21 protein-coding genes are annotated in these 23,843 nt (G+C 62.1%); 13 read left to right on the forward strand and 8 right to left on the reverse strand.

What is annotated here, in order from left to right:
• Window positions 1–13 precede the first annotated feature (13 nt).
• From BM267_RS16005 to tldD, 3 genes are read left to right on the forward strand one after another with little or no spacing between them, the layout of a single operon-like run.
• Complete coding sequence (locus BM267_RS16005; protein WP_074781308.1) at window positions 14–3,865, forward strand: YhdP family protein; 3,852 nt, start codon at window positions 14–16, stop codon at window positions 3,863–3,865.
• 1 nt (window position 3,866) lies between these two features.
• The gene (locus BM267_RS16010) at window positions 3,867–4,715 is read left to right on the forward strand and encodes a carbon-nitrogen hydrolase family protein (protein ID WP_036992922.1); all 849 of its coding nucleotides are present in this window, start codon (window positions 3,867–3,869) and stop codon (window positions 4,713–4,715) included.
• Between the two features lie 4 nt (window positions 4,716–4,719).
• Entirely contained in the window at window positions 4,720–6,165 is a 1,446-nt protein-coding gene (gene tldD / locus BM267_RS16015; protein ID WP_036992921.1) for a metalloprotease TldD, read from the forward strand.
• A gap of 200 nt (window positions 6,166–6,365) precedes the next feature.
• Here tldD and BM267_RS16020 read toward each other — a convergent pair whose 3' ends face one another.
• Window positions 6,366–6,848, reverse strand: a complete 483-nt coding sequence (locus BM267_RS16020; RefSeq protein WP_036992920.1) for an asparaginase domain-containing protein — start codon at window positions 6,846–6,848, stop codon at window positions 6,366–6,368.
• Window positions 6,849–6,877: 29 nt separating this feature from the next.
• Between BM267_RS16020 and BM267_RS16025 the strand changes: the two genes are divergently transcribed.
• The 6 genes from BM267_RS16025 (at window position 6,878) to BM267_RS16050 (ending at window position 12,002) form a co-directional block, all read left to right on the forward strand.
• Window positions 6,878–7,189, forward strand: coding sequence for a GIY-YIG nuclease family protein (locus tag BM267_RS16025; RefSeq protein ID WP_051611400.1), 312 nt, complete (start codon window positions 6,878–6,880; stop codon window positions 7,187–7,189).
• Window positions 7,190–7,279: 90 nt separating this feature from the next.
• Window positions 7,280–8,215, forward strand: a complete 936-nt coding sequence (locus BM267_RS16030) for a glutathione S-transferase family protein (RefSeq protein WP_036992919.1) — start codon at window positions 7,280–7,282, stop codon at window positions 8,213–8,215.
• On the forward strand, window positions 8,215–9,168 hold the full coding sequence (locus tag BM267_RS16035; protein WP_036992918.1) for an ABC transporter ATP-binding protein: 954 nt from the start codon (window positions 8,215–8,217) through the stop codon (window positions 9,166–9,168). Before BM267_RS16030 ends, BM267_RS16035 begins: the two co-directional genes overlap by 1 nt.
• Complete coding sequence (locus BM267_RS16040; protein ID WP_036992917.1) at window positions 9,165–9,926, forward strand: ABC transporter permease; 762 nt, start codon at window positions 9,165–9,167, stop codon at window positions 9,924–9,926. Before BM267_RS16035 ends, BM267_RS16040 begins: the two co-directional genes overlap by 4 nt.
• Before the next feature lie 71 nt (window positions 9,927–9,997).
• Entirely contained in the window at window positions 9,998–10,663 is a 666-nt protein-coding gene (locus BM267_RS16045; RefSeq protein ID WP_036992915.1) for a phosphoribosyltransferase, read from the forward strand.
• On the forward strand, window positions 10,650–12,002 hold the full coding sequence (locus tag BM267_RS16050; protein ID WP_036992914.1) for an erythromycin esterase family protein: 1,353 nt from the start codon (window positions 10,650–10,652) through the stop codon (window positions 12,000–12,002). The genes BM267_RS16045 and BM267_RS16050 overlap by 14 nt, the downstream gene beginning before the upstream one ends.
• Here the strand turns inward: BM267_RS16050 and BM267_RS16055 are convergent.
• Both BM267_RS16055 and BM267_RS16060 read right to left on the reverse strand, forming a co-directional pair.
• Window positions 11,999–13,804, reverse strand: a complete 1,806-nt coding sequence (locus BM267_RS16055) for a glycoside hydrolase family 15 protein (RefSeq protein WP_074781310.1) — start codon at window positions 13,802–13,804, stop codon at window positions 11,999–12,001. The two genes, BM267_RS16050 and BM267_RS16055, sit on opposite strands and share 4 nt — an antisense overlap.
• A gap of 25 nt (window positions 13,805–13,829) precedes the next feature.
• Window positions 13,830–14,828: an SDR family oxidoreductase gene (locus tag BM267_RS16060; protein ID WP_036992913.1), complete on the reverse strand. Its 999-nt coding sequence runs from the start codon at window positions 14,826–14,828 to the stop codon at window positions 13,830–13,832.
• Between the two features lie 168 nt (window positions 14,829–14,996).
• On the opposite strand from BM267_RS16060, the gene BM267_RS16065 reads away from it, so the two are divergent.
• Window positions 14,997–15,236 (forward strand): DUF4282 domain-containing protein, encoded by a 240-nt coding sequence (locus BM267_RS16065; protein WP_036992911.1) that lies wholly within the window; start codon window positions 14,997–14,999, stop codon window positions 15,234–15,236.
• Window positions 15,237–15,275: 39 nt separating this feature from the next.
• Here BM267_RS16065 and yejK read toward each other — a convergent pair whose 3' ends face one another.
• A complete protein-coding gene (gene yejK, locus BM267_RS16070; protein ID WP_036992909.1) occupies window positions 15,276–16,286 on the reverse strand; it encodes a nucleoid-associated protein YejK in 1,011 nt (336 codons plus the stop codon).
• Window positions 16,287–16,431: 145 nt separating this feature from the next.
• Between yejK and BM267_RS16075 the strand changes: the two genes are divergently transcribed.
• The gene (locus BM267_RS16075; RefSeq protein WP_036992906.1) at window positions 16,432–17,304 is read left to right on the forward strand and encodes a ChaN family lipoprotein; all 873 of its coding nucleotides are present in this window, start codon (window positions 16,432–16,434) and stop codon (window positions 17,302–17,304) included.
• A 43-nt stretch (window positions 17,305–17,347) separates the two neighbouring features.
• Here the strand turns inward: BM267_RS16075 and BM267_RS16080 are convergent, their stop codons facing one another.
• Window positions 17,348–19,129: an SLC13 family permease gene (locus tag BM267_RS16080; RefSeq protein WP_407920293.1), complete on the reverse strand. Its 1,782-nt coding sequence runs from the start codon at window positions 19,127–19,129 to the stop codon at window positions 17,348–17,350.
• A gap of 192 nt (window positions 19,130–19,321) precedes the next feature.
• A complete protein-coding gene (locus BM267_RS16085) occupies window positions 19,322–20,191 on the reverse strand; it encodes a DMT family transporter (protein WP_074781311.1) in 870 nt (289 codons plus the stop codon).
• An 82-nt stretch (window positions 20,192–20,273) separates the two neighbouring features.
• Here BM267_RS16085 and BM267_RS16090 point away from each other — a divergent pair, with 82 nt between their 5' ends.
• Together BM267_RS16090 and BM267_RS16095 are read left to right on the forward strand one after the other, a co-directional pair.
• Window positions 20,274–20,528, forward strand: coding sequence for a Rho-binding antiterminator (locus BM267_RS16090; protein ID WP_074781312.1), 255 nt, complete (start codon window positions 20,274–20,276; stop codon window positions 20,526–20,528).
• Between the two features lie 121 nt (window positions 20,529–20,649).
• On the forward strand, window positions 20,650–20,982 hold the full coding sequence (locus BM267_RS16095; RefSeq protein WP_074781313.1) for a YnfA family protein: 333 nt from the start codon (window positions 20,650–20,652) through the stop codon (window positions 20,980–20,982).
• A gap of 75 nt (window positions 20,983–21,057) precedes the next feature.
• On the opposite strand, the gene BM267_RS16100 is transcribed toward BM267_RS16095, so the two are convergent.
• Both BM267_RS16100 and BM267_RS16105 read right to left on the reverse strand, forming a co-directional pair.
• Window positions 21,058–22,263: a pyridoxal phosphate-dependent aminotransferase gene (locus tag BM267_RS16100; RefSeq protein WP_074781314.1), complete on the reverse strand. Its 1,206-nt coding sequence runs from the start codon at window positions 22,261–22,263 to the stop codon at window positions 21,058–21,060.
• 4 nt (window positions 22,264–22,267) lie between these two features.
• Window positions 22,268–23,692 (reverse strand): amidase, encoded by a 1,425-nt coding sequence (locus BM267_RS16105; protein WP_074781315.1) that lies wholly within the window; start codon window positions 23,690–23,692, stop codon window positions 22,268–22,270.
• Between the last annotated feature and the right edge of the window lie 151 nt (window positions 23,693–23,843).

Below are 23,843 nucleotides of genomic sequence, written 5' to 3' on the forward strand. Positions count from 1 at the left end.
TGACTGACTTTCCATGAGCTGGCAGCGCTGGTTGCGGCGTTTTCTCGACGGGCTGATCCTGCTGCTGGTGGGCTGGATGCTGCTGTCCGCGGCTTACATCAGCCTCGGCCGTCAGTTCGTGCCAGCGGTGGCGGATTATCAGGTTGAACTGGTCGAGTGGGTAGAGCAACAGACCGGGCGCGCCATAGAGCTCCAGGATCTGCGCGGGGAAATGCAGGGCGCACATCCGGTCTTCACCTTGCGTGGGCTGCGGGTTCACGAAGCGGCCGACCCCACCAGCCCGGTACTGTTCGATCTGCAGCATGTCACCGCCCGGGTCGATGTGTTCGCCAGCCTGTGGCACCGCCAACCGGTGATGGACGCGTTGCAGCTCGAAGGTCTGTCGCTGGAGGTCATCGAAGATGCCGACAGCCATTGGCGACTTGAAGGGTTGGGGCAGAATGAGACGACCGGAGATGGCCTCGACCGCGCGCTGGAGCAACTATTCGATCAGCGCCGCATTACCCTGCTGGATACCCGTATCCGCATCAGCCCCTGGGCGCAACCCGACTGGGTGTTCACCGACGGTGATCTGACGCTGGTGAATGAGGGTGCCCGCCACCGCCTGGATGCTCAGGTGCGGTTGCCGGATGAGCAGCAAGTCCGGCTGCAACTCAACGGTCGTATGCCGGATCGGGACTGGCGGCGGGCCGAGCTGGATTTCTTTGCCGCGTTACCGGCCAGTGACTGGAGCGACTGGCTACCGGCCGAGGTCTTGCGCGCGGCCCGCATCGAGCGGCTGGTGGCCGGCGGCGAGCTGTGGGGGCGCTGGCAGGACAATCGCATGCAGCAGCTCCGTGGGTTGCTGCAGGCTCCGGCGCTCGAGTTGGATCTGCTGCGGCCGGCGCCGTCGGTGCAGGATCTGAGCATGGGCTTCGAGCTGCAGCTATCCGATGAGCTGCAGCGGCTGAATATCGACGATCTGCGTCTGCGCCTGGACGAACAGAGCTGGCCTGCCACGCGGGCGCAACTGCAACGTCAGCCAGCGGATGGGCACTGGCAGGCCCGTATCGATCAGTTGCCGCTGGATCTGCTTGGCCGGTGGCTGGGCGGTGTGTTGCCGGACGAGCAGAGCGCCGAGATCCTCGACACCCTGGCGCCGGAAGGTACCTTGCGGGATGTATCGCTGAGCGGCAGTGACTGGTCCGATTTCCTCGACTGGTCGGTGCTGGCGCGGCTGGAGAACGTCGGTGTGCAGGCCAGGGAAGGCGTGCCGGCATTTGCCGGTATCAGCGGCGTGGTTGCCGGCACGCCGTCCGCTGGCGAACTGCGGGTCGACAGCCGCGACTGGAGCATGCATCTGCCGCGGCTGTTTCCCGAGCGCTGGGAATACGACAGCCTGGTCGGCGCACTGAACTGGAATTGGTCGAATGAAGAAGGGCTGAAACTGGCGGTGCCAGGCGCGGCGGTAACGGGGGTTGAAGGCGCTGGTGCCGCCACCCTGGAGCTGCATCTGCCGCGGCCTGGTGGCATACCGACCATGAACCTGCGTGTGGCCCTGCGTGACAGCCGTGCCGAATACCACAGCCGCTATCTGCCTACCCTGTCCTCGGCGATGAGCCCGGCACTGGCCGAATGGCTTGCCGCCTCGCAGCTCGCTGGCACGGTGCCGCTGGCGATCTTTACCTACGAAGGGTCGCTGCTCAAGGCGGCGACCAGTGACGAGCGGCAAATCAGCCTGTTCGGCCGGCTGGAGCAGGGCCGCCTGCTGTTCCAGGACGGGTGGCCAACCTTGGAGCAGGTCAATGGCTCGCTGCATCTGCATAACACCGACCTGACCGTCGATCAGGCGCAAGGGCAACTGCTGCAGACCCAGCTTGACGATATCGAGGTGACTCTCGGGCGTGACGCGGAGCAGAACCTGCAATTGCTGATCGGCGGCGACTTTGCCGGGCCATTGCAGGACGGTCTGCAACTGATGCAGCAAACCCCATTGGCCAGACTCACCGGTGATCCATTGCAGGGCTGGAGCGGGGCGGGGGAGGTGCAGGGTGACTTGCAGTTGGGTATTCCGCTGGGAGCTGGCCGGCAACCCGCTGTCCTGTTGCGGATGCAGGCCCGGGCGCAGCAACTGAATATTCCACAACTGCAGGCGCCGCTGCAGGAACTGGCTGGTAATTTCAGTTATGAGCACGGCAAAGGGCTGCTCAGTGAGGCGGTCAGTGCGCGGTTTCTGGGCCAGCCGGTCACCGGCCGTCTCGATCTGCGCGGTGCCGATCAGCGCCTGCGCCTGCAAGGCCGTCATAAGGTAGCGAATCTGCACGATTGGCCGCTGCTGGCGGCGTTGCCGGAGCAATTGGCCGAAGGCAGCTTCGGCTGGAACGCCGAGCTGTTGCTGGGCGACGATCTGCGCCGCCTGCTGGTGCGCAGTGACCTCAAGGGCGTGCAACTCAACCTGCCAGGCCCCCTGGCCAAGGCTGCCGATAGCAGCCTGCCGAGTGAGCTGCAGCTGGACATGGGGCCAGCGCTGCGCTGGCAATGGCGGCTCGGTGACGACCTGCACGGCCTGTTGGTCGACCGCGATCGTGCGCTATCAGGTGACATCCGCTACCGCCAGGGCACGGCTCGCCTGACAGCGAGGCAGGGCGTCTCGGTCAGCGCCCGGTTCGACGAATTCGACTGGAGCCAATGGCAGAACTGGTTCAATTCCGGGGTATTGCCGCAGGAGGGGTTAGCCGAAGCGCTTGAGCAGCAGGATCAGGGGCCCATGCAGTGGTTGAGCGGAGTGCATGTAGAAACCGGGCGCTTCACCGGGTTCGGGCTGGAGTTGAGTGATCTGGCTGTGGTTGCCAGGCCGTTGCAAGGGGGCTGGGAGCTGAACACCAGCCATCCTGATCTGCAGGGCAGTATTACTCTGCCCACGGCGAAGGATGGCGTGATCGCCGTGAAGCTGCAGCGCCTGGGCTTCCCCAAGGCCAATGATCTGCCAGCGCAAACCGATGGTTTCATCGAACCGCTGGTCAGCGAAGATCCGCTCAAGGATATCAATCCGGCCAACCTGCCGGCGATGGATATTGCCATTGATCAGCTGTACTGGGGCGAAGACCTGGTCGGCGCCACCTACCTCAAGTTGCGCCCAGACGCCTCGGCGCTGGCAATCCGCGATATCGATGTGGCCCTGCGGGGTGGCTTGCAGCTCAACGGCAACATGCACTGGAATGCGCAGCGCACCCGGTTCGATGGCAGCCTGGCGGCGGGCGATATCGGCAAGGTGCTGAGCGCCTGGCGTTACGCTCCCACATTGACCAGCAAACGATTCTCCGCCAGCGCGGGGCTGGAATGGCCCGGTTCACCCGCCTGGTTCGCGCTCAAGCGCGGCACGGGCTCACTCGCCGTGCAGGCCGAAGATGGCATGTTGCAGAGCGGAGAAAGCTCTGCCGACGCGCTGCGGGTCTTCGGTCTGCTCAACTTCAACGCCCTGGCGCGGCGGCTGCGGCTGGATTTCTCCGATCTGTTCGGCAAGGGTACGGCCTATGATACCTTCACTGGTGAAGTCGCCCTGACCAACGGCCTGATGCACACCATGTCCCCCCTGGTGATGGATGGCCCCAGCGCCAAGTTGCAACTCGATGGCACGGTGGACCTGCCGGCGGACCGGATCGACATGGGCCTGTTGGTGACCCTGCCGGTGACCAACAATTTGCCGCTGGCAGCGATCATCGCCGGCGCGCCGCACATCGGTGGCGTCCTGTTTCTGGTGGACCGCATCCTGGGAGACCGTGTGGCGCGTTTTGCCTCGGTCAAATACCGCATCAGCGGTGACTGGACCCAGCCGCTGGTCGAATTCGACCGGGCGTTCGACGACAAGGCCGCATTGGAGGATTGAAATGCCGCAGGTAGCCGCCATACAGATGATCAGTGGCGCGGATATCCAGGCCAACCTGGATGCCGCTGCCCGTTTGATTGCCGAGGCCGCTCAGCAGGGCGCGCAACTGGTGTTGTTGCCGGAGTGCTTCGCTGCCTTCGGTAACCGCGCCCTCGCGGATATCGCCGCTGCCGAGTACGCCGGTACCGGGCCGATCCGTCCGTTCCTTGCCGAGCAGGCACGCCAACACGGCATCTGGCTGGTGGCAGGCAGTATCCCGCTGCCCGCCGAACCCGGTGGCAAGGCCATGGCCTGCTGCCTGGTGCTGGACGAACAGGGCAATGAAGTGGTGCGCTACGACAAACTGCACCTGTTCGATGTGGAGGTGGCGGACAGTCAGCGCAGCTACCGCGAGTCGAAGGATTACGCTTACGGCGACCGCTTCGTCTGTATCGATACGCCGGTGGGGCGGCTCGGTCTGAGCATCTGTTACGATGTGCGCTTTGCTGAACTGTACGCCGCGTTGCGGCGTGCCGGTGCCGAATTGATCGTGGTGCCTTCGGCCTTCACTGCGGTGACCGGAGCGGCGCACTGGGAAGTACTGCTGCGCGCCCGGGCGATCGAGACGCAGTGCTACATTCTTGCCGCCAACCAGGGCGGCACCCATGCCAACGGCCGCGAGACGTTCGGCCACAGTTGTCTGATCGATCCCTGGGGTGAGATCACCGCCTGCTTGCCGCAAGGCGAAGGTGTGGTGACCGGTGCGATTGATTTGCAGCACCTCAATACCATTCGCGGACGCATGCCGGTAGCCGGGCATCGCCGCTTCGAGCCGGTCGACGCCATCGTCCCGGCCTCAACGGAGTTCTGACTATATGAGTAATGTGCTGAGCCAGGTCGAAAGTCGCCTGCTGCTGCCCTCCGAACTGAGCCCCGACAGCCTTGCCAGCGTGTTGGGGCAATTGGTATCCGCCCCCGGGGTGGACGCTGCGGACCTGTATTTCCAGCACCAGATCAGCGAGTCCTGGGTGCTGGAAGACGGGATCGTCAAGGACGGCAGCTTCAATGTCGATCAGGGCGTGGGCGTGCGCGCCCAGGCCGGTGAGAAAACTGGTTTTGCCTACAGCAACGATCTGCGCCTGGCTGCCCTGAGCCAGGCTGCCGGCGCGGCGCGCTCGATTGCCCGCAGTGGGCAGAGCGGTGCGGTGCAGGCCTGGCAGCGCAGTGACAACACCGCCCTGTATGCGGCGGACAATCCATTGGATGTCATGCCCCAGGCCGACAAGGTAGCCCTGCTGCAGCGGCTGGACGCCTACACCCGCAGTCTCGATCCGCGCATCACCCAGGTCTCGGTCAGCCTCGGCGGTGTGCATGACACCGTGCTGGTCGCCGCCAGCGATGGCACCTGGGCTGGCGATATCCGGCCGCTGGTACGCCTGAACATCAGCGTCATCATCGAGCACAACGGCCGCCGTGAGCGCGGTAGCTTTGGCGGCGGTGGGCGCACCGATTACCGCTTCTTCGAGGCCGAGGAACGGGCCATGGCCTACGCCCGCGAGGCGGTGCGCCAGGCTACTGTCAATCTTGATGCCATTGCCGCTCCGGCCGGCAGCATGCCGGTGGTGATGGGGCCGGGCTGGTCGGGCGTGCTGCTGCACGAGGCGGTCGGCCATGGCCTGGAAGGTGATTTCAACCGCAAGGGCAGCTCGGCCTACAGTGGCCGGGTGGGCGAGAAGGTCGCTTCCAGCCTGTGCACCATCGTTGATGACGGCACCCTGCCGGGCCGTCGCGGTTCGCTGAGTGTGGATGACGAAGGCAACCGCACCAACTGCACCACCCTGATCGAGAACGGCATTCTCAAGGGCTACATCCAGGACAAGCTGAACGCCCGGCTGATGGGTGTGGCGCCGACTGGCAACGGGCGTCGCGAGTCCTACGCCCATCTGCCGATGCCGCGCATGACCAATACCTACATGCTGGCCGGCGAGAGCGATCCGGAAGAAATCATCCGTTCGGTGAAGAAGGGCATCTATTGCGCCAATCTCGGCGGCGGTCAGGTGGATATCACCAGCGGCAAGTTCGTGTTCTCCACCAGCGAGGCCTATCTCATCGAGGACGGCAAGATCACCGCCCCGGTCAAAGGCGCCACCCTGATCGGCAACGGCCCGGAAGTGATGAACCGCGTTTCCATGGTCGGCCACGATCTGGAGTTGGATAGCGGCGTGGGTACCTGCGGTAAGGATGGGCAGTCGGTGCCGGTGGGAGTGGGTCAGCCAACGCTGAAAATTGATCAGATCACGGTGGGTGGCACCGGGGCTTAACGGCCTCTTTCAGCATGCTGGCAGGGGATGCAGCGGCGATTCGTGCAAGGCTGCGCAGCCCGACAGGGCCGCGCCGACACGCCGTAGATACGTCCCTGTAGGCTCGCGGTCGCCATCCCTGGCGACCGACGGTCGGCGCAACCCTGTTGGGCTGCGCAGCCGGAGAGCTTTGTGCTTCCGGGCTGTTTTAAAAAACCTGATCAAACCCCTTCGAATCGTCCCGCCAGCCGATTCTTGCGCACTCCATCTGCTGGGAATACCTTTCCGCTCATCGCGATATACACACCTGGTTGGCATACATTCAGCGCGCCGACCGCTAGCCCCAGATTGAACAGGGCATCCGAATCGCGAAAGCGTGCCGGTTGCATGGCGCCGGTCAGTACGATCACCTTGTCGTCGATATTGGCCAATGCCGCAGCGGTGACCGTCATGGTATCGGTGCCATGGGTAATGAGGATATGGTCATGGGGGCAGGTGGCGACTTTGGCGTGGATCAGTGCGCGGTCGGCATCGTCCAATTCAAGACTGTCCTTTTTTACCAGCGACTCGATGGCATAATCGAACCCGACCCGGGCCTGCTGCAACAGTTCGCCGGCCATGGGTTCACCGATCTGATATTCACTGAGCGCGTCGAAATACAACTTGTCGAGGGTACCGCCGGTGCTGAAGATCTGTATGAACATGACTTTCTCCCAGGATGATTGCCGCCAGTATGCCGTCTGATATCGCCGAACACAGCCCCACCATTGCCGTTACCGAGACGCTCTGGTGGGTATACATGGTGCGTGCCGAGAATGGCCATCTGTATACCGGCATCAGTACTGATCCCGAGCGGCGGTTCCGGGAACATGTCAGTGGCAAGCGCGGCGCGCGCTTCTTCAATCGTAGCCCGGCCAGCGCGCTGGTGTGGCGCGAGCGTTGCGCGGATCGTTCCGCAGCGCTGCGCCGCGAGTTGGCGGTGAAGGCGCTGCGCAAGTCGGCCAAGGAGCGTTTGATCTGCCAGCAGCCGGAGCACGAAGGCTGAATGACCGGCATCGTCAATGATCTTTGATTGACGATGCAGGGCCCGTTGGCACAGGCTAAGCTGACCTTCATCATTTGATCGGAGATTGTCATGAGCGAACTGATTCTGCACCACTATCCCCAGTCACCTTTCGCTGAAAAAGCCCGCCTGATGCTCGGTTTGAAGGGGCTGTCGTGGCATTCGGTGCTGATTCCACCGGTCATGCCCAAGCCCGATCTGACCGCCCTGACCGGTGGTTATCGGCGCACGCCGGTGTTGCAGGTAGGAGCGGATATCTACTGTGACACGGCGTTGATTGCCCGCCGCCTGGAGCGGGAAAAGGCAGTGCCGGCACTGTTTCCCGAAGGCCGTGAGGCGATTGCCGCGGCGCTGGCGCAGTACGGCGATCAGGTGCTGTTTCACCACTCCATCGCGATCAACTTTCAGCCCGAGGCGGTGGCGGCGCGCTTTGCCGAGTTGCCGGAAGAGGTCATGAAGGGGTTTGTGCGCGACCGCCAGGCGATGTTCGAGAAAGGCAAGGTCAGCCGGCCGTCGGCGGAGGAAGCCCTGGCCCAGTGGCCGGTACTGATGCGCCGCCTGGAAACCCAGTTGGAGCGTGACGGCGAGTTTCTGCTCGGGGATGAGCCGAGCATCGCCGACCTGGCCTGGTATCACCCGCTGTGGTTCATGGCGGCCAATGCCGTGGTTTCTGTTCTGCTGGATGATTATCCGATGATCCGCGCCTGGATGGCGCGCATTGCCGATCTCGGCCAGGGTGCATCGGCGAAGATGGACGCAGCGGAGGCTATCCGTATCGCCCATGACGCCACGCCGGAAGAATTGCCCGAGCACGGCTTTGTCAGTACCAAGGGCTTGACGCTGGGCCAATCGGTGACGATCAGCCCGGTGGATTATGGCTGTGATCCGGTGGCTGGGAGCCTGGTGCATGAGGCGTCGGAAGAAGTCGTCATTGCCCGTGAAGATGAGCGCGCCGGGCTGGTCCATGTGCATTTTCCGCGCATTGGCTACCGGGTTGATGCAGCCTGATGTCAACCAGTGAAACCGTCATTGCCGTCAGCGGGCTGGGCAAGGTCTATCAGTCGGGTTTTCAGGCCCTGAAGTCGGTTGATCTGCAGATCCGGCGAGGCGAGATTCTGGCCCTGCTCGGGCCCAACGGGGCGGGCAAGACCACGCTGATCAGTATCATCTGCGGCATCGTCAACCCGAGCTCCGGCAAGGTCACGGTGGATGGCTACGACATTACCCGCGACTACCGCCGGGCCCGCAGCCTGATCGGGCTGGTGCCCCAGGAACTGACCAATAACCTGTTCGATACCGTCTGGGCGACGGTGACGCTCAGTCGTGGGTTGTTCGGCAAGCCGCCGAACCGCGCCTATCTGGAGTCGCTGCTGCGCGACCTGTCGCTGTGGGACAAGCGTAACGAGAAGATGATGGCGCTGTCCGGCGGCATGAAACGCCGGGTGCTGATTGCCAAGGCCCTGGCCCATGAGCCGCAGATCCTGTTTCTGGACGAGCCCACCGCCGGGGTCGATGTGGAACTGCGCCGGGACATGTGGGCCATGGTGCGAACGCTGCGGGACAAGGGCGTGACTATCATCCTCACCACCCATTACATCGAAGAGGCCGAGGAAATGGCCGATCGCATCGGCGTCATCAACCGCGGCGAGCTGTTGCTGGTGGAGGACAAGGCGGTATTGATGCGCCAGTTGGGCAAGCGTCAGTTGATCATCCAGCTGCAACAGCCGCTGACTGCGCTGCCGGCTGCGGTAGCGGGCAAGACGGTGGAGCTGACCGATAACGGCAGCACGCTGGTCTACACCTTCGATGCCCAGTGCGAGCAGACCGGCGTGGGCGACCTGCTGCGGGCGCTGGCGCGTGAGGGTGTCGAGTTCAAGGATGTGAATTCCAGCCAGAGCTCCCTGGAGGAGATCTTCGTCGGGCTGGTGCATGACAGCAATCAACAGCGGAGTAGGGCATGAACCTGTATGGCATGTGGGCGATCTACTATTCCGAGCTGTCGCGCATGTGGCGCACCCTGTTCCAGAGCATTGCCTCACCGGTGATATCCACCTCGCTGTACTTCATCGTGTTTGGCGCGGCGATCGGCGCGCGGATGGAGGAGATCGATGGGGTCAGCTATGGCGCCTTCATCATCCCCGGGCTGATCATGCTGATGCTGCTCAACGAGAGCATTTCCAACGCTTCCTTCGGTATCTACATGCCCAAGTTCACCGGCACTCTCTACGAGGTGCTGTCTGCACCGGTCTCGCCGATTGAAATCGTGGTGGGCTATGTGGGCGCGGCGGCGACCAAGTCGGTGCTGCTGGGGCTGCTGATCCTGATTACCGCGCGCTTGTTCGTGACCTACGAAATCGCCCATCCGGTGTGGATGATGTCCTTCCTGATCCTGACGGCCGTTACCTTCAGCCTGTTCGGCTTCATTATCGGGGTCTGGGCCGATGGCTTCGAGAAGCTGCAGATCATCCCGCTGATGATTGTCACGCCGCTGGCCTTTCTCGGCGGCAGTTTCTATTCGATCAGCATGCTGCCGCCGGTGTGGCAGACCATCACGCTATTCAATCCGGTGGTTTACCTGATCAGCGGTTTTCGCTGGAGTTTCTATGGGCAGGCCGATGTGCATATTGCTACCAGCCTGGCCATGACCTTCGTCTTTCTGGCGATCTGCCTGACGCTGGTGTGGTGGATTTTCCGCACTGGCTACAAGCTCAAGCCCTGAGTCGCTGCCAGCAAAAGGGTTGAACAGTCTGAGTCCGGGTCGGTCCCTGTAGAAAGGGCAATGACAGGCGGATGACGATGATTTTCGCTGATCGCAAGCAGGCCGGCCAGGCGCTGGCCCAGTCACTCAGTGAATACGCGGGCCGTGCGGATACGGTGCTGTTGGCGCTGCCGCGTGGCGGCGTGCCGGTGGCGGCGGAGATGGCTGCTGCACTGCGATTGCCGCTGGATATCCTGCTGGTGCGCAAGCTCGGCGTGCCTGGGCATGAAGAGTACGCCATGGGGGCGATCGCCGAGGGCGGCAGTTGCTATCTGGATCATGCGCTGATCCATTCACTGGGCATCACTGACGAGCAGGTCGCGGCGATCCGGCGCCGGGAAGAATCCGAGCTGCAGCGTCGCGGCCAGGCCTACCGGGGCGCGGCGGCCATGCCCAACCTGTCCGGGCGCACCGCCATCCTGGTCGACGACGGTCTGGCCACTGGCGCCACCATGCTGGCGGCCATCAGCGCGGCGCGTGACATGGGCGCCGCGGCGGTGGTGGTCGCCGTACCAGTGGCCGCCGCCGAAACCGGACACCGCCTCGAAGCGCTGGTCGATGCGCTGATCTGCCCTCACCTGATCGAACCGCTCCGAGGCGTCGGCCTGTGGTATGAGGACTTCAGTCAGGTGTCCGATGAGGTTGTCACCCGTTTGCTCAGCCAGCATCGCCCGGGAGGTGATCATGACCGAAGCTGATTCCATTCTGGTGCGGACCATGGAAAAAGCAGCCGTGCCACTGACCGGCCAGCCGGGGGATTTCGATGCGATCATCGAGGCGGCGCGGGGCAAATCGCTGGTCATGATTGGCGAGGCGACCCATGGCACCCGCGAGTTCTATCACACACGTGCGCAGATCACCCGCCGGCTGGTGACGGAGCTGGGTTTTGCCGGTGTGGCGGTGGAGGCCGACTGGCCTGATGCTTACGCAATCAACCGCCACGTCTGGAATCTGGATCCGGGCCTGCCCGCTGAAGCAGTCATGCGCACCTTCGAACGCTTTCCGACCTGGATGTGGGCCAACACCGAGGTGCTGGATTTCGTGCGCTGGCTGGCGGGGTTCAATGCAATGCCCTCCCGGGCGGAGGCGGGGCTGCGCCCGGTTGGTTTCTATGGGCTGGACCTGTACAGCATGAGCAGTTCAGCGCAGGCGGTCATAACCTATCTGGACAAGCATGATCCACCCGCGGCGGTGCGGGCGCGGGAGCGGTATGCCTGCCTGGACCAATATCTCGACGAGCCGCATCTCTATGGCCAGTCGGTCGAGTTCGGCCTCAGTGCGTCCTGCGAACAGGCGATTACCGAACAGCTGCAGGAAATGCAGACCCGGGCGTTCCGCCGGTTGGAGGGCTTGGGGCTGGTGTCTGATGAGCAGCGCTTCTGCGCGGAACAGAACGCCCGCCTGGTGAGTAACGCCGAGGAATATTATCGGGCAATGTTCCGCGGTCGGCCGAATTCCTGGAACGTGCGCGACAGCCATATGTTCGAAACCCTGGAGGCGTTGTGCGGCCACCTGGGGCATCAGCTGGGTGAGCCGGCGAAGGTAGTGGTCTGGGCGCATAATTCCCACGTCGGTAATGCCGCTGCTACCGAGATGGGCGCCCGGGGCGAGCTCAATATCGGGCAGCTGGCGCGGGAAAAGTATGGCGATGATGTGCTGCTGATAGGTTTTTCCACCGCCACCGGAGAAGTGACGGCGGCATCGGACTGGGATGGTCCGGCGGAGCGCAAACAGGTCCGCCAGCCGCTTCCCGGCAGCTATGAGGCGCTGTTCCAGGCGGTGGCGCGGGAACGTTTTCTGCTTGATCTGCGGGGCGCGAGTCCGCTGACGTCGCAGTTGGCTGAAGCGAGGTTGCAGCGGGCGATTGGCGTGATCTATCGGCCGCAGACGGAGCGTCACAGTCATTACTATTACGCGCGGCTGGCCGAGCAGTTCGACTTCATGCTGCATTACGACCGGACTCACGCCCTGCAGCCGCTGGTCAGCGAGCCGGCTCCCGGTGAAGACGTTGCCGAAACCTGGCCCAGCGGCCTTTAGATCACCGGTTTGTAGGAGTGGCGCTCAGGTTCACCGCCATGGTGAACCTGCTCGCAGGCCTGGAGCAAATAGGCACTCTTGACCAAGGCCAGATGGGACAGGGCCTGGGGGAAATTGCCGATCAGGCCATAGCGCGGGTCATACTGTTCGGCCAATAGGCCAACATCGTTACGCAGGGCCAGCAGATGGGCGAACATGTTCTCGGCATCGCCGTCCCGGCCACTCATGACCAGGGTGTCGGCAAACCAGAAGGAGCAGGCGAGAAAGGCGCCTTCGTCCCCACTGAAGCTGTCCTGCGGCGGGAAGCGATGCACCACGCCGTCGCGTAACAGGTCCTGCTCGATCCAGGCAATGGTGGCCTGTACCCGTGGATCATCGATTGGCAGGAAGCCCAGCAAGGGAATCATCAACAGGCTGGCGTCCGGGCAAGAACGCTCATAGCTCTGCTGAAAGGCGCCGCGCTGCGCATTGATGCCCTTGCGGCAGATATCCGCATGGATCTCATCGCGCACCGCACGCCACTCCTCCAGCGGAGCCTCCAGCCCATATTCCTCCGCATCACGGATACTGCGATCCAGCGCCACCCAGGCGTAGACCTTGGAATGAACATAGTGGCGGCGTTGATCGCGCAATTCCCAGATGCCTTCATCCGGTTGCTGCCAGCAGTCGATAACTTTCTCCAGCAACCGACGTTGATCCTGCCAGTCCTGCTGGCTCAGATAGGCGCCGCTGCGCCGGGCGATATGCAACAGGTCGACCAATTGACCATACACATCCAACTGGTGCTGGTCATAGGCGCCATTGCCGACCCGGACCGGCTGCGAATCCAGATGGCCTGGCAGCCAGTCCATTTCATGCTCGCCATTTGCCGATTGGCCATCGACGCTGTAGAGCACGCGCATATCACCGTCGTTGCGCTCGATAACCCGCTGCAGCCAATTGATCCAGGCATGAACCTCGGTCAGATAATTGGAGTCGATGAGGATGTCGAGCGCCCATACCGCATCGCGGATCCAGCAGAACCGGTAATCCCAGTTGGCACCATGGCCCGGTGCTTCTGGCAGCGAGGTGGTGGGCGCCGCCACCATGCTGCCGCTGGGCTCATGGGTGAGTGCATTTAGAGTGATCAGCGAGCGGATCACCGCCTCACGCCAGCGGCCATGATAGGAGCACTGGCGGACCCAGTCGCGCCACCACTGTAGGCAATCATCGAGCAGTTGCTGCGGGTCGGCACCCACGCCAGGCTGCTGCTCGGGTAGCAGATGATAGAGGGTGAATTCATGCATCTCGCCGGCGCCCAGAGCGAAGCTGGCGCTGACGTTATCCGCGCCGATACGTAGCGGTGATTGGCTTGTGAGCAGCAAACGCTGGCCGTCGGTATCCCACAGGCTGACGCCTTGGGCGCCTTCTTCGCAGCGCGCCGCGCGTGCGCCATAGCCGAAGCGCGGGACCAGTTGCATGTCCATCTGCACGCTGCCTTCGAGCCCTTCGACCCGGCGTACAATCAGCGCTTCACTGTTCAGCGGCATGAAATCGGTGATACGCACCCGACCGGCATCGCCACAGTCGAACTCGGTGCAGAGCACCAGGGTGTCGTATTCATAATGACGCTGGATTTTCTGTGCCGGTGGTTGCGGAGCCAGCTGCCAGAAGCCGTGCTCCTCGTTGCCGAGCAGCCGGGTGAAACAGGCGGGTGAGTCGAAACGCGGCGGGCAGAACCAGTCGATGCTGCCGTTGCGCCCGACCAGCGCCGAGCAGCGCAGATTGCCGAGCAGCGCATAATCCTTGATAGGCTGGGTCATATGGGCAAATTCCCGGTGATGGGCTTCAACGTTTCTTGCGTAGCAACAGCATAGCCAACGGCAGCAGGGGCAGCAGCATGGCGGTGGCCACCGCTCCCCGGTGCATGGTCAGCCAGAGTTGACGGCTGTGGTTACGGGCATCGGCGTCAAAGCGGCCATGACTGCCCATGTCGCGATCCACTGGCTCGAACAGATTGTCAGGGCGCCCGGGCGGCAGCGGCACATCGTCCTTCTGGCCCTGATAGCCATCGTCCTTGAGCATCTGATCGGCAATGAGCGGAAAGAACTTGTTACCCCAGATCGCCTTCACTGCGGGAAAGCCCACACATACCTCGCGCCGCCGTTGCCCGGCCGCCCAGACGATGCCTCGCGCTGCGACTTCCGGCTGGAAGATTGGTGGCATCGGCTGGGGTTTCTTGTCCAGGCGGGTGCGGGCCCAGTCAAACTGGGGGGTGTTGAAGGCCGCCAGATGCACGGTGGTGACATGGATGGAGCTGCGTTCATGCTCAAGCTCGACCCGCAGGGAATCGGTGAAACCGCGACAGGCAAACTTGGCTGCGCAATAGGCCGACTGCAGCGGAATGGCCCGATAGGCCAAGGCGGAACCGACCTGCACAATCGTGCCCCGGTTGCGCGGGCGCATATGGCGCAGCGCCGCGCAGGTGCCATGTACCGTGCCCAGATAGGTCACTTCGGTGACCCGGCGATACTCCTCGGCCTGCATCTTGCTGACCGGTGATAGCACGGTGACCATGGCGTTATTGACCCAGATATCGATCGGCCCCAATTCGGCTTCGATCTGCGCGGCGGCGTCATCCACCTGCTGCGCATCGGCCACATCCACCGTTTTGACCCAGGCGGTTGCGCCCAGGGCTTCCACTTCCGCCTTGGCGCCCGCCAGGCCGGCAGCACCGCGTGCCAGCAGGGCCACGGTGGCGCCGCTACGGGCAAATTCGATGGCGGTAGCTCTACCGACGCCGGCAGAGGCACCGGAAATCACAATAACCTTGCGCGAATGAAGCATCACAGGCTGCTCCTGAAAATGGCATTTGTATAGAGCAAATGACCCTGCCAGCGCCTGCGGTGTTCAAGTTAAAGAGAGAAGCTGTTGAGGGGGAAACCCGACTGATGTCTAAGCGCTATATTGATGTTATATTTTTGAGCTTATTGGAATAACGAAAGGGATTGGCGCATGAAAGATGTTTTGTTTTTTAATTCAATGCTGACACCGAAAATTCTCACGGGTGTTTATTGGTTGTTGCTGGTTATCGTCATAATCGGTGGTCTGGTCAGCATGTTTACCGTTAGCTTCTGGGCTGGCTTGGGCGCGCTGGTTGGTGGGGTGATCGGGGTTCGGATCTGGTGTGAACTGTTGATTGTGATGTTCAAGATTCACGAAAATCTGAAAAAGATTGCAGATAACCAGGCGTGATCCTGAGGCGGAGGCAAATGGCTTGCCTCCGCCTTACTTTCAGGGCTTACGCTTGTTACGCAACTGCTGGATCAGCCCTTTCGGCGGGTGCTTGATCACCAGCGAGTCATCGCTTTCGTCATACTCCACCCGGTCGCCCAAAAGGTGCGCTTCAAAGCTGATCGACAAACCGTCAGCCTTGCCATAGAACTTGAGAAAGTTGTTCAGGGTCTTCTTATCCGGAGGAATTTCCGGGTTCAGCCCGTAATCCTTGTTGCGGATGTAGTCATAGAAGGCCCGCGGCTGTTCCTCATCCATCAGCCCCGACAACTCCTCCAGCGCTACCTGCTCGCCCTGGCGGGCCTGGCCGCTGACGTAGCCGCTCATGGCCTTGGTCTTGTCCTTGAGCTGGTCGGAGGGTAGGTCCGCCTCGCCGACGTAATCCTGGAACGCCTGCAGCAGGGTGGAGGTTTCCTGCTCGGGGTTGGCGCCTTCGATACAGCCGATGAAATCCCTGAAATAATCCGATACGCGCTTGCCGCTGCGCCCGCGGATGAAGGAAATGTACTGCTTGGACGCAGCGTTCTGTTTCCACTCGGTGAGGTTGATGCGTGCCGCCATGTTCAGCGCCGATAGATCCAGATGGCGGGCCGCAGCCACTTCCAGATCATCCGTCACGGTCACGCCTTCGGTGTGGTGCAGCAGCGCGATGATCAGGAAGGCGGTCATGCCCTGGCGGTAGCGAATGAACAGCACATGGCCGCCAAGCGCCAGGTTGGAGCCTTCCATCAGGGTTTTCAGGTGTTCGGCAGACTGTTTGGTAAAGCCGACAAAGTCCTGTTCCTCATCCAGCAACTGCTGCAGCCAGCCGCTGAACGGATAGGCGCCGCTTTCCTCGTGGAAGTAGCCCCAGGCCTTGTTCGGCTTGCTGTTATATGCCTCTATCAGTCCTGCCAACAGCTGTTCCAGCGCCTCGGAATTGCCCAGCTCGGCATCGCGCAGGGTCAGGCTGGCGGGCTGGCCGTCAGGCTTCTTGTGAATCTGATGAACAATACTGTTGTCGATGGGCATACTGGTATCCGGAGCGGTAGAACAGGTAAACAACGATCGGCTGAACCGATGCGGTCAGCTGCAGCAAGGTACTCCAGTTGCCGGTATGTCGCAAATCACGATGCGCTGGGGCCGGAGTCATTTTGGTTTTTGCATGGGAGTGGATATGAAGCGGATGATGCTGGGTGGGTTGTTGTTGAGCTGGGCCGTGCTGGCGACCGCCGAGCCGCTGCCGCCGTGGCACAACACACCCATGGCACAGACGGAGCGAACCGGGCAAGTGCTGGATACGGCCACGGGGTTGTGGCTGTCGGCTGATGATCTGGTCGAACGTCTGGCCCAGGCCGAGCATGTACTGGTCGGCGAGCAGCATGACAATGTGGACCATCATCAACTGCAACTCTGGCTGTTGCGTCAATTGCAGCAGCAGCGGCCGCAGGCGAGCCTGTTGCTGGAAATGCTTACGCCCTCGCAACAACCGGTCGTGGACAGCTTGCAGAACGACGATATCGAAGCGCAGCCTGAACAGCTGGCGGAGCAACTGGACTGGAGCCCCGGCTGGGATTGGAGTTTATACGGGCCTATTGTTATCTGGGCGTTGGAGGAGGGCGTCAACCTGCGCGCCGCCAATCTCGATCGGGAGGAGATCGCCACCCTGTACCGTACGCCGGTAGCTGTTTCGCCTCGCTATTCCGATCAGGTGTTAGCCGAACTGCGCGAAACCATCGAAGCATCCCATTGCGGGCAGATAGCCGAGCCGCAACTCAGCGCCATGCGCGGCATCCAGCAGCAGCGTGATATACGCATGGGTGAACAACTGATCGCAGCACCGGCTCCGGCATTGTTGCTGGCTGGCAACTTCCATGTACGCAAGGACCTGGGCGTACCGCTACACCTGGACGGGCCTGCGCCAGTAGTGGTCATGTTGCACGAGGCGGGCAAGTCGATGCCAGGCGCTGAGCAAGCCGATTATCTGTGGCTGACCCCGGCTGGGCCGGAAAAGGATCATTGTGCGCAGTGGCAGCAAACTGAAGACTGAAGCCGTGCCGCAATGATAGAGGACAGATTCGCTACGCCGATATCTACAGCGGAAAAATCACCGGCACCAACAACAGGGTAATGATCAGCACCAACACGGTGAAGGGCGTGCCGATCTTCAGAAAGTCACTGAAGCGGTAACCGCCCGGGTCCAGCACCAGCGTGTTGACGGGAGAAGAGACCGGCGTCATGAAGGCCGCCGAGGCGGCCAGCGCCACGGTCATCACGAAGGGGTAGGGCGACGCTCCCATGGCCTGGGCTGTCGCCACCGCCACCGGCGCCATCAACACCGCAGTAGCGGTATTGGAGATAAACAGCCCGGTCACGGCAGTGGCAATGAATAGCGTGGCCAGCAGTGCACGCGGCCCGGCATCACCGAACAGGCTCAACAGCCCACCCACGGCCAGGTCGATGCCGCCGGTTTTCTGCAGCGCCAGGGCAAAGGGCAGCATGCCGACAATCAGGATCAGGCTGGGCCAGTGAATCGCCTTGTAGGCCGAATCCATGGTGATGCACTTGAAGGTGCCCATCAGCAGACAACCGATCAAGGCGGCCATCAGATTCGACACCACACCGGATACCATCAACGCCACCATCACGCCCAGGCTGAACAGCGCATAGGGCGCCTTGCGGGCGGCGGGCACCACTTCCTTGATTTCGGTCGGCAGGCTGAGCAACACAAAATCCCGGGTCAGCAGGTGCAGCCGATCGATATCCTTCCAGCTGCCGGCGACCAGCAGGGTGTCTGCGGCCTTGAGTTTTTCATCCACCAACAACCCCGGCAACGCCTCACCATGGCGCCGCAGGCCCACCACATTGAGCCGATGACGGCTGCGAAACTCCAGTTCCTGAATGGTCTTGCCGGGTAGGCGCGACTCCGGCGGCAGGGCGACCTCAGCCAACCCCAGCTGATGGGAATGGGTACTGTAGTAGGAGGTTTCCAGCTCCAGCGGGGTGACACCGATTTCCTGATAGGCGCCCAGCAGGGCAATCGCCGGGCTGGCCAGGTCGACCAGGAGGATATCGCCCGGTTGCGCTACCGTATTGCCGGTGGCCACCTGCAGCAGATTGCGAAAGCGTCGCTGGCGCTCGATAGCAATGACGTTGATACCGTACTCGCTGCGCAGCTCCAGTTCGTTGAGCGGGCGACCGATCAACGGCGAATCCGCATTGATACGCAGCCGGCGCTCGCGCTCCGGCAGGCGGTACAACTCCGCCAGATCATGCATGGTCTGGCGATCCGGCTCGTCCTTGCCGGCACCGGAACCACCGAGCCAGCGACGCACAAACAGCATATAGCCGATGCCACAAACCAGTATGGCCAGGCCGATGGGGGTGAAGCTGAAAAAGGAGAACCCTTCCAGCCCATTGCGTACCAGCTCGCTGTTGACCACCATGTTGGGCGGCGTGGCCACCAGTGTCAGCATGCCGCTGATCAGCCCGGCGAAGCTCAACGGCATCATCAGCCGCGAGGCGGGAATGCCCATGCGCACGCTCACGCTCATGACCACCGGAATGAAAATTGCCACCACGCCGGTAGAACTCATCACCGAACCCAGCCCCGCCACGGTCAGCATCAGCAGCAGGATCAGGCGGGTTTCGCTGCTGCCCGCCTGCCGCACCATCCAGTCGCCCAGCTGATAGGCAATCCCGGTGCGCACCAGGCCATCGCCGATTACGAACAGCGCCGCGATCAGCAGTACGCTGGGATCACTGAACCCGGCCACCGCCTCCTGCACGCTGAGCACGCCGGTCAGCGGCAACGCGACGATCACCAATAGCGCCACCACGTCCATACGCGGCTTGTTGCGGATGAAGAGCACCATGCTGCCGAGCAGCAGGGCGAGAACGATGGTCAATTCGGTATTCACGCATCCATACTCATATGCCGGTGATCAACAGATCGGGCGCGGCGGTGATGGCATCCCGAGGAGGACAGGTTCCTGGAGAAGGACGATGCGCACAGTCTATGCGCATCATGTTGTGCGGGCTAGCGTGGGCAGACATGTCGACGGGCGTCAGGGTGTCTTCCTGCGGAGCACCAGTCCGATCCCGCCGAGCACAGCGACCGAGGCCGCGACTATCCGCAGAGTGAGTGGTTCGCTCAATAGCGCGACGCCGGCGAACGTCGCGATAATAGGCACACTCAGCTGCACTGTTGAAGCTTGCACGGCATTAAGGCCGCGAAGTGCGCTATACCAGATGGCGTAACCCACGCCGGATGCCAGGACGCCAGAGAGGACGGCATAGAATGCGCCCCAGCCATCGAGCCGCAGCTCCCCCAGGAAAGGCAAACACAGCACCAGTGTGATGGGGAGGCTCCTGCGAAAGTTCGCGGCAGTCAGCGCGAGCGGATCGGCGGCTCCCCGGCCAAGCAGGGAATAGGCGCTCCAGGCGAGCCCCGAGATGATCATCAGTGCAGCGCTGCCGGCTGGAGGAGCGCTGGCTCCCGGCAGCAATAGCAGCACGAGCCCCGCCAGGGCCAGCAGCAGCCCCGCCACGGCCAGGGGACCAAGGCGTTCGCCACGATAGATGCCATAGGTCAGCATGCCCAACTGGACCGCGCCAAACAGCAGCAGGGCGCCGACTCCCGTGTCCAGCTGGATATAGGCGAAAGTAAAGGCGACAACGTAAATGCTCAACGACAGCGCACCGGACCACGAGCCGGTACTGCGATTGCCGCGTTGGCGTAGCGCGAGCAGCAACCATAATCCCAGCGCACCGCTAATCAGGCGTATTAGAGAGAAACTTGCAGCGTCTATCTCGGTATTCTTGAGCGCCAGCCGGCAGAGTATCGAATTACCGGCAAACGCCAGCATGGCGATGCAGGTAAACAGGACGGTTCTCATCGAAACGGGTGGGCTCGGTTGCAACGTCGATTCATTCATAACGGTTCCTGCCTGGTCGGGATACAGGCGCTATCTTCATCTTATGCCTGTTTCGCTTTTTTGCTCACCAAAGGTGCCAATCATGATCACTTGCCATCAGTCGGATTACCTGGAAATTGCCTGCCTCTATCGCATCCCCATTGCCCTGACCTGGGCGGATGGCCGGCGGATGGAAGGGACGCCGCTGGATACCGGCTATAACGAGCAGCGGGAGGAGTGCTTGTTGATGGATACTGGCGGGAACAGGGAATGGGTGGTGGTGGAAGAGGCGCAGGGCATGACCGCTTTGGCCGAGAACCCGCACTTTCATGAGGTTCGCTTTGGTGCAGAGTCTTAGCGATCAACGCGGGACGCATAAGGTTGAACAAAATGGCGCCGGCTCGTAGCATCCCTTGGCTTGGCGGCTCAGCCCCACGAATAGCCAGCCCAGCCTTGTCCCTCATCAAAAGGTGATCCCGTTGTCTGAACTGAAAACGCTCGGTCTTTTCCTGATTACCGCCCTGGCAGAAATCCTCGGTTGCTATCTGCCCTATCTCTGGCTGCGCGAGGGGAAAACCATCTGGTTGCTGGTGCCCGGGGCGCTGTGTCTGGCGGCCTTTGCCTGGCTGCTGTCGTTGCACCCGACCGCGGCGGGCCGGGTCTATGCGGCATACGGTGGGGTTTATATCTTCATGGCGATCATGTGGCTCTGGACCGTCGATGGGGTTCGGCCAACAGTCTGGGATCTGGTAGGCACGGCGGTCGCGTTGACTGGCATGGCGATCATCATGTTTGCGCCGCGCAGCCTGTGATATTGGCCGAGGCGCCTTGCTCTGTAGCGCATCGCTACCCTTGCTTCGGCTTTATCATCAGGAGCATGCGCGTAATCAATCAAAGTCCTGCTTTTCCATCCACGGAATGATGCGCTCGAAGGCCTTCTCAAGATTGTCCAGAGAGGTGGAGTAGCTGAGCCGCAGGGCGTTGTTACTGTGATTGCCGAAGGTCTCGCCGGGGATGGTGCACACGCCGGTTTCCTTGAGCAGCCGCAGTGCCACATGGGTGCCGTTTACGCCTTCGGGCAAGGACGGAAACATGTAGAAAGCACCCTCCGGCTTGTAGCCCGTGAGGTGGGGTGTGGCCTCGACCAGCTCTATCAGCCGATCCCGACGACGGGTGTATTCCTCCCGCATGTTGTCGATAAAGTCATTGTCGCCGTGCAGGGCGGCCACCCCGGCCCACTGGAACGGTGTGTTGGCTACCGTGGTGGTGAACATGTGATAGCGCCGCAACATCTTGATGGCCGCCTGGCTGGCGAATATCCAGCCGATGCGCATGCCCGCCATGCTGTAGGTTTTGGAAAAGCTGCTGATCACCATGACGTTATCGAGGTCGCTGCAGGTTTCCAGCACTGAAGGGTATTCGATACCGTCGTAAATCAGGTGGTCATAGACCTCGTCGCTGATCACCTGAATGTTGCGATAGGCCGCCTCCTGAAGAATGGCGTCGAGGGTTTCCCGCGGGTAAACGGTGCCGGTCGGGTTGTTGGGGGAATTGAGTACGATGCCATAGGTGTGGGGCTCGATGGCATCAATCACCGCCTGGGGATCGAGTTGGTGGTTGTTTTCTGCATGAGTAGGTACCGCGGTGACCTCACCGCCATTCATGCGGATCAGTGGGGCATAGAGAATGAAGGACGGGTCGGGCACGATAAAATGCCGGCCCGGGGCCGACACGGCGGTAAGCGCCAGATAGATGGCCTCGGTGGCGCCCGTGGTGATCAGCACATTCTCCGGGGTCAGCGGTTTCTGGTAGCGGTCTCCATAATAGGCGGCGAGGCTTTCGAGTAACTGGGGCAGACCGGCGTCCATGGTGTAGCCGGTCTGTCCGGCACGAAGGGCCTCGACGGCGGCGGTGACGACATTGTCCGGGGCCGGCAGATCCGGTTGACCTATGGACAGGTGGATCACGTCCGGCATCGACGCCGCCATGTTGACCATCTTGCGGATGCCCGGCATGGGCATGGCGCGCACGGACGGGTGCCACAGCGGATCTTCCGATTCGTACATCTCGATATCGATATTACTCAAAGACATGGCCTTACTCCGTCTCAACCCGGGAATCGAACAGTGCTGGTCGATGGTCAGTGAGGGGGGCTGCCTGCTGGTAAGCATGACCGGCGCGCAGCACCAGCGCGTCGTTGAACCGGGCGCCGACCAACTGCAGGCCAATGGGCAGGCCGTCATTGTCAAAACCGCAGGGAACCGACAATCCCGGCTGGCCGGTCATGTTGAAGGGGTAGGTGAACGGGGTCCAGGTGGGCCAGCGGGTATGGGGCCAATCCTCGGGCACTTCTCGGCCAGTCTTGAAGGCGGTGATCGGCAGGGCCGGGGTCAGTAGCAGGTCGTATTTCTGATGGAAGTGCGCCATGCGCTCGCGCAGGGCCATGGATTCATTGACCGCTCCCAGGTAATCGAGCATGGACAATTGCGCTGCCTTGTCCGCTACCGCGATCAGTTGCGGGTCCATCAGGGCGCGTTTTTTTGCCGATAGATCGCGGATGGCGTTGGCGGCGCCGCCATAGAAGAGGTGCCCGAAGGCGCCCAGCGGATCACCAAACCCAGGATCGACCCGCGTCACCTCTGCCCCCAGCGCGGTAAATACCGCTACCGCCTCGGCCAGTGCAGCTTCCACTGCGGGGTCTACATCGACGAAGCCGAGGTTAGGACTGTAGGCGATCTTCAGCCCCTTCACTCCGCCTTCCAGCGCCGTCAGGTAGTCGATGGAGCGGCGGGGTACGGCGTTGCTGTCGCGGTGATCGGCTTCGGTCAGGACGTTCATCATCAACGCGCAGTCTTCCACGGTCCATGCCATGGGGCCGGCATGAGCCAAGGTGCCGAAGGGGCTGGCGGGCCAGTGGGGTACTTCACCGAAGGAGGGCTTGAGACCGACGATGCCGCAGAAGGCGGCGGGAATGCGGATAGAGCCACCGGCATCGGTGCCCAGTGCCAGAGGCGCCATACCCAGTGCCACCGCCACGGCACTGCCGCCGCTCGAGCCGCCTGCGGTTTTGGCTGGATTCCAGGGGTTGTTGGTGACGCCGTCAATGGGATTGTCGGTGACGCCTTTCCAGCCCAGCTCCGGGGTGGTGGTCTTACCTATCGGCACAAAACCATGGCGTGCCAGGGCCGCTACTGAAGGGGCGGCCTTGTTCAATGTGGTGTCCGGGTCGACAGTGTGCGAGCCGCGCCGCGTCGGCCACCAGGGAGTAAGGAAGACATCCTTGACGCCCACCGGCACGCCGTCCAACAGACCCTGCGGCTCGCCGCGCTGGTAGCGCGTCTCTGATTCTCGGGCGAAATCGAGGCTGGTCTTGCGGTCGACCAGGCAGAAGCCATTGGTATGGCTGTCGAGGCGCTCAATCTGATTGAGCATGGCTTCGGAGACTTCTACGGGGGAGAGCTTGCCAGTTCGATAGTAGCCGAGCAGGTCGGTGGCGGTCATGGTCAGGATATCGTTGCGCATATCGCTCCTCCAGTCATAGCCAGTGGGCCGCATTCACGTCGCCCCCCCAGTGTAGTGCAGAAAAGGGAGGGCGGATCAGGGCGGGAGCTATTCCTCGAACAGGCGCCGGCGATGATGTCACTGTTCAGCGTCTCGACCGGTTCGTCGGAGA

Source organism: Halopseudomonas bauzanensis (assembly GCF_900114735.1).
Taxonomy (GTDB): Bacteria; Pseudomonadota; Gammaproteobacteria; order Pseudomonadales; family Pseudomonadaceae; genus Halopseudomonas; species Halopseudomonas bauzanensis.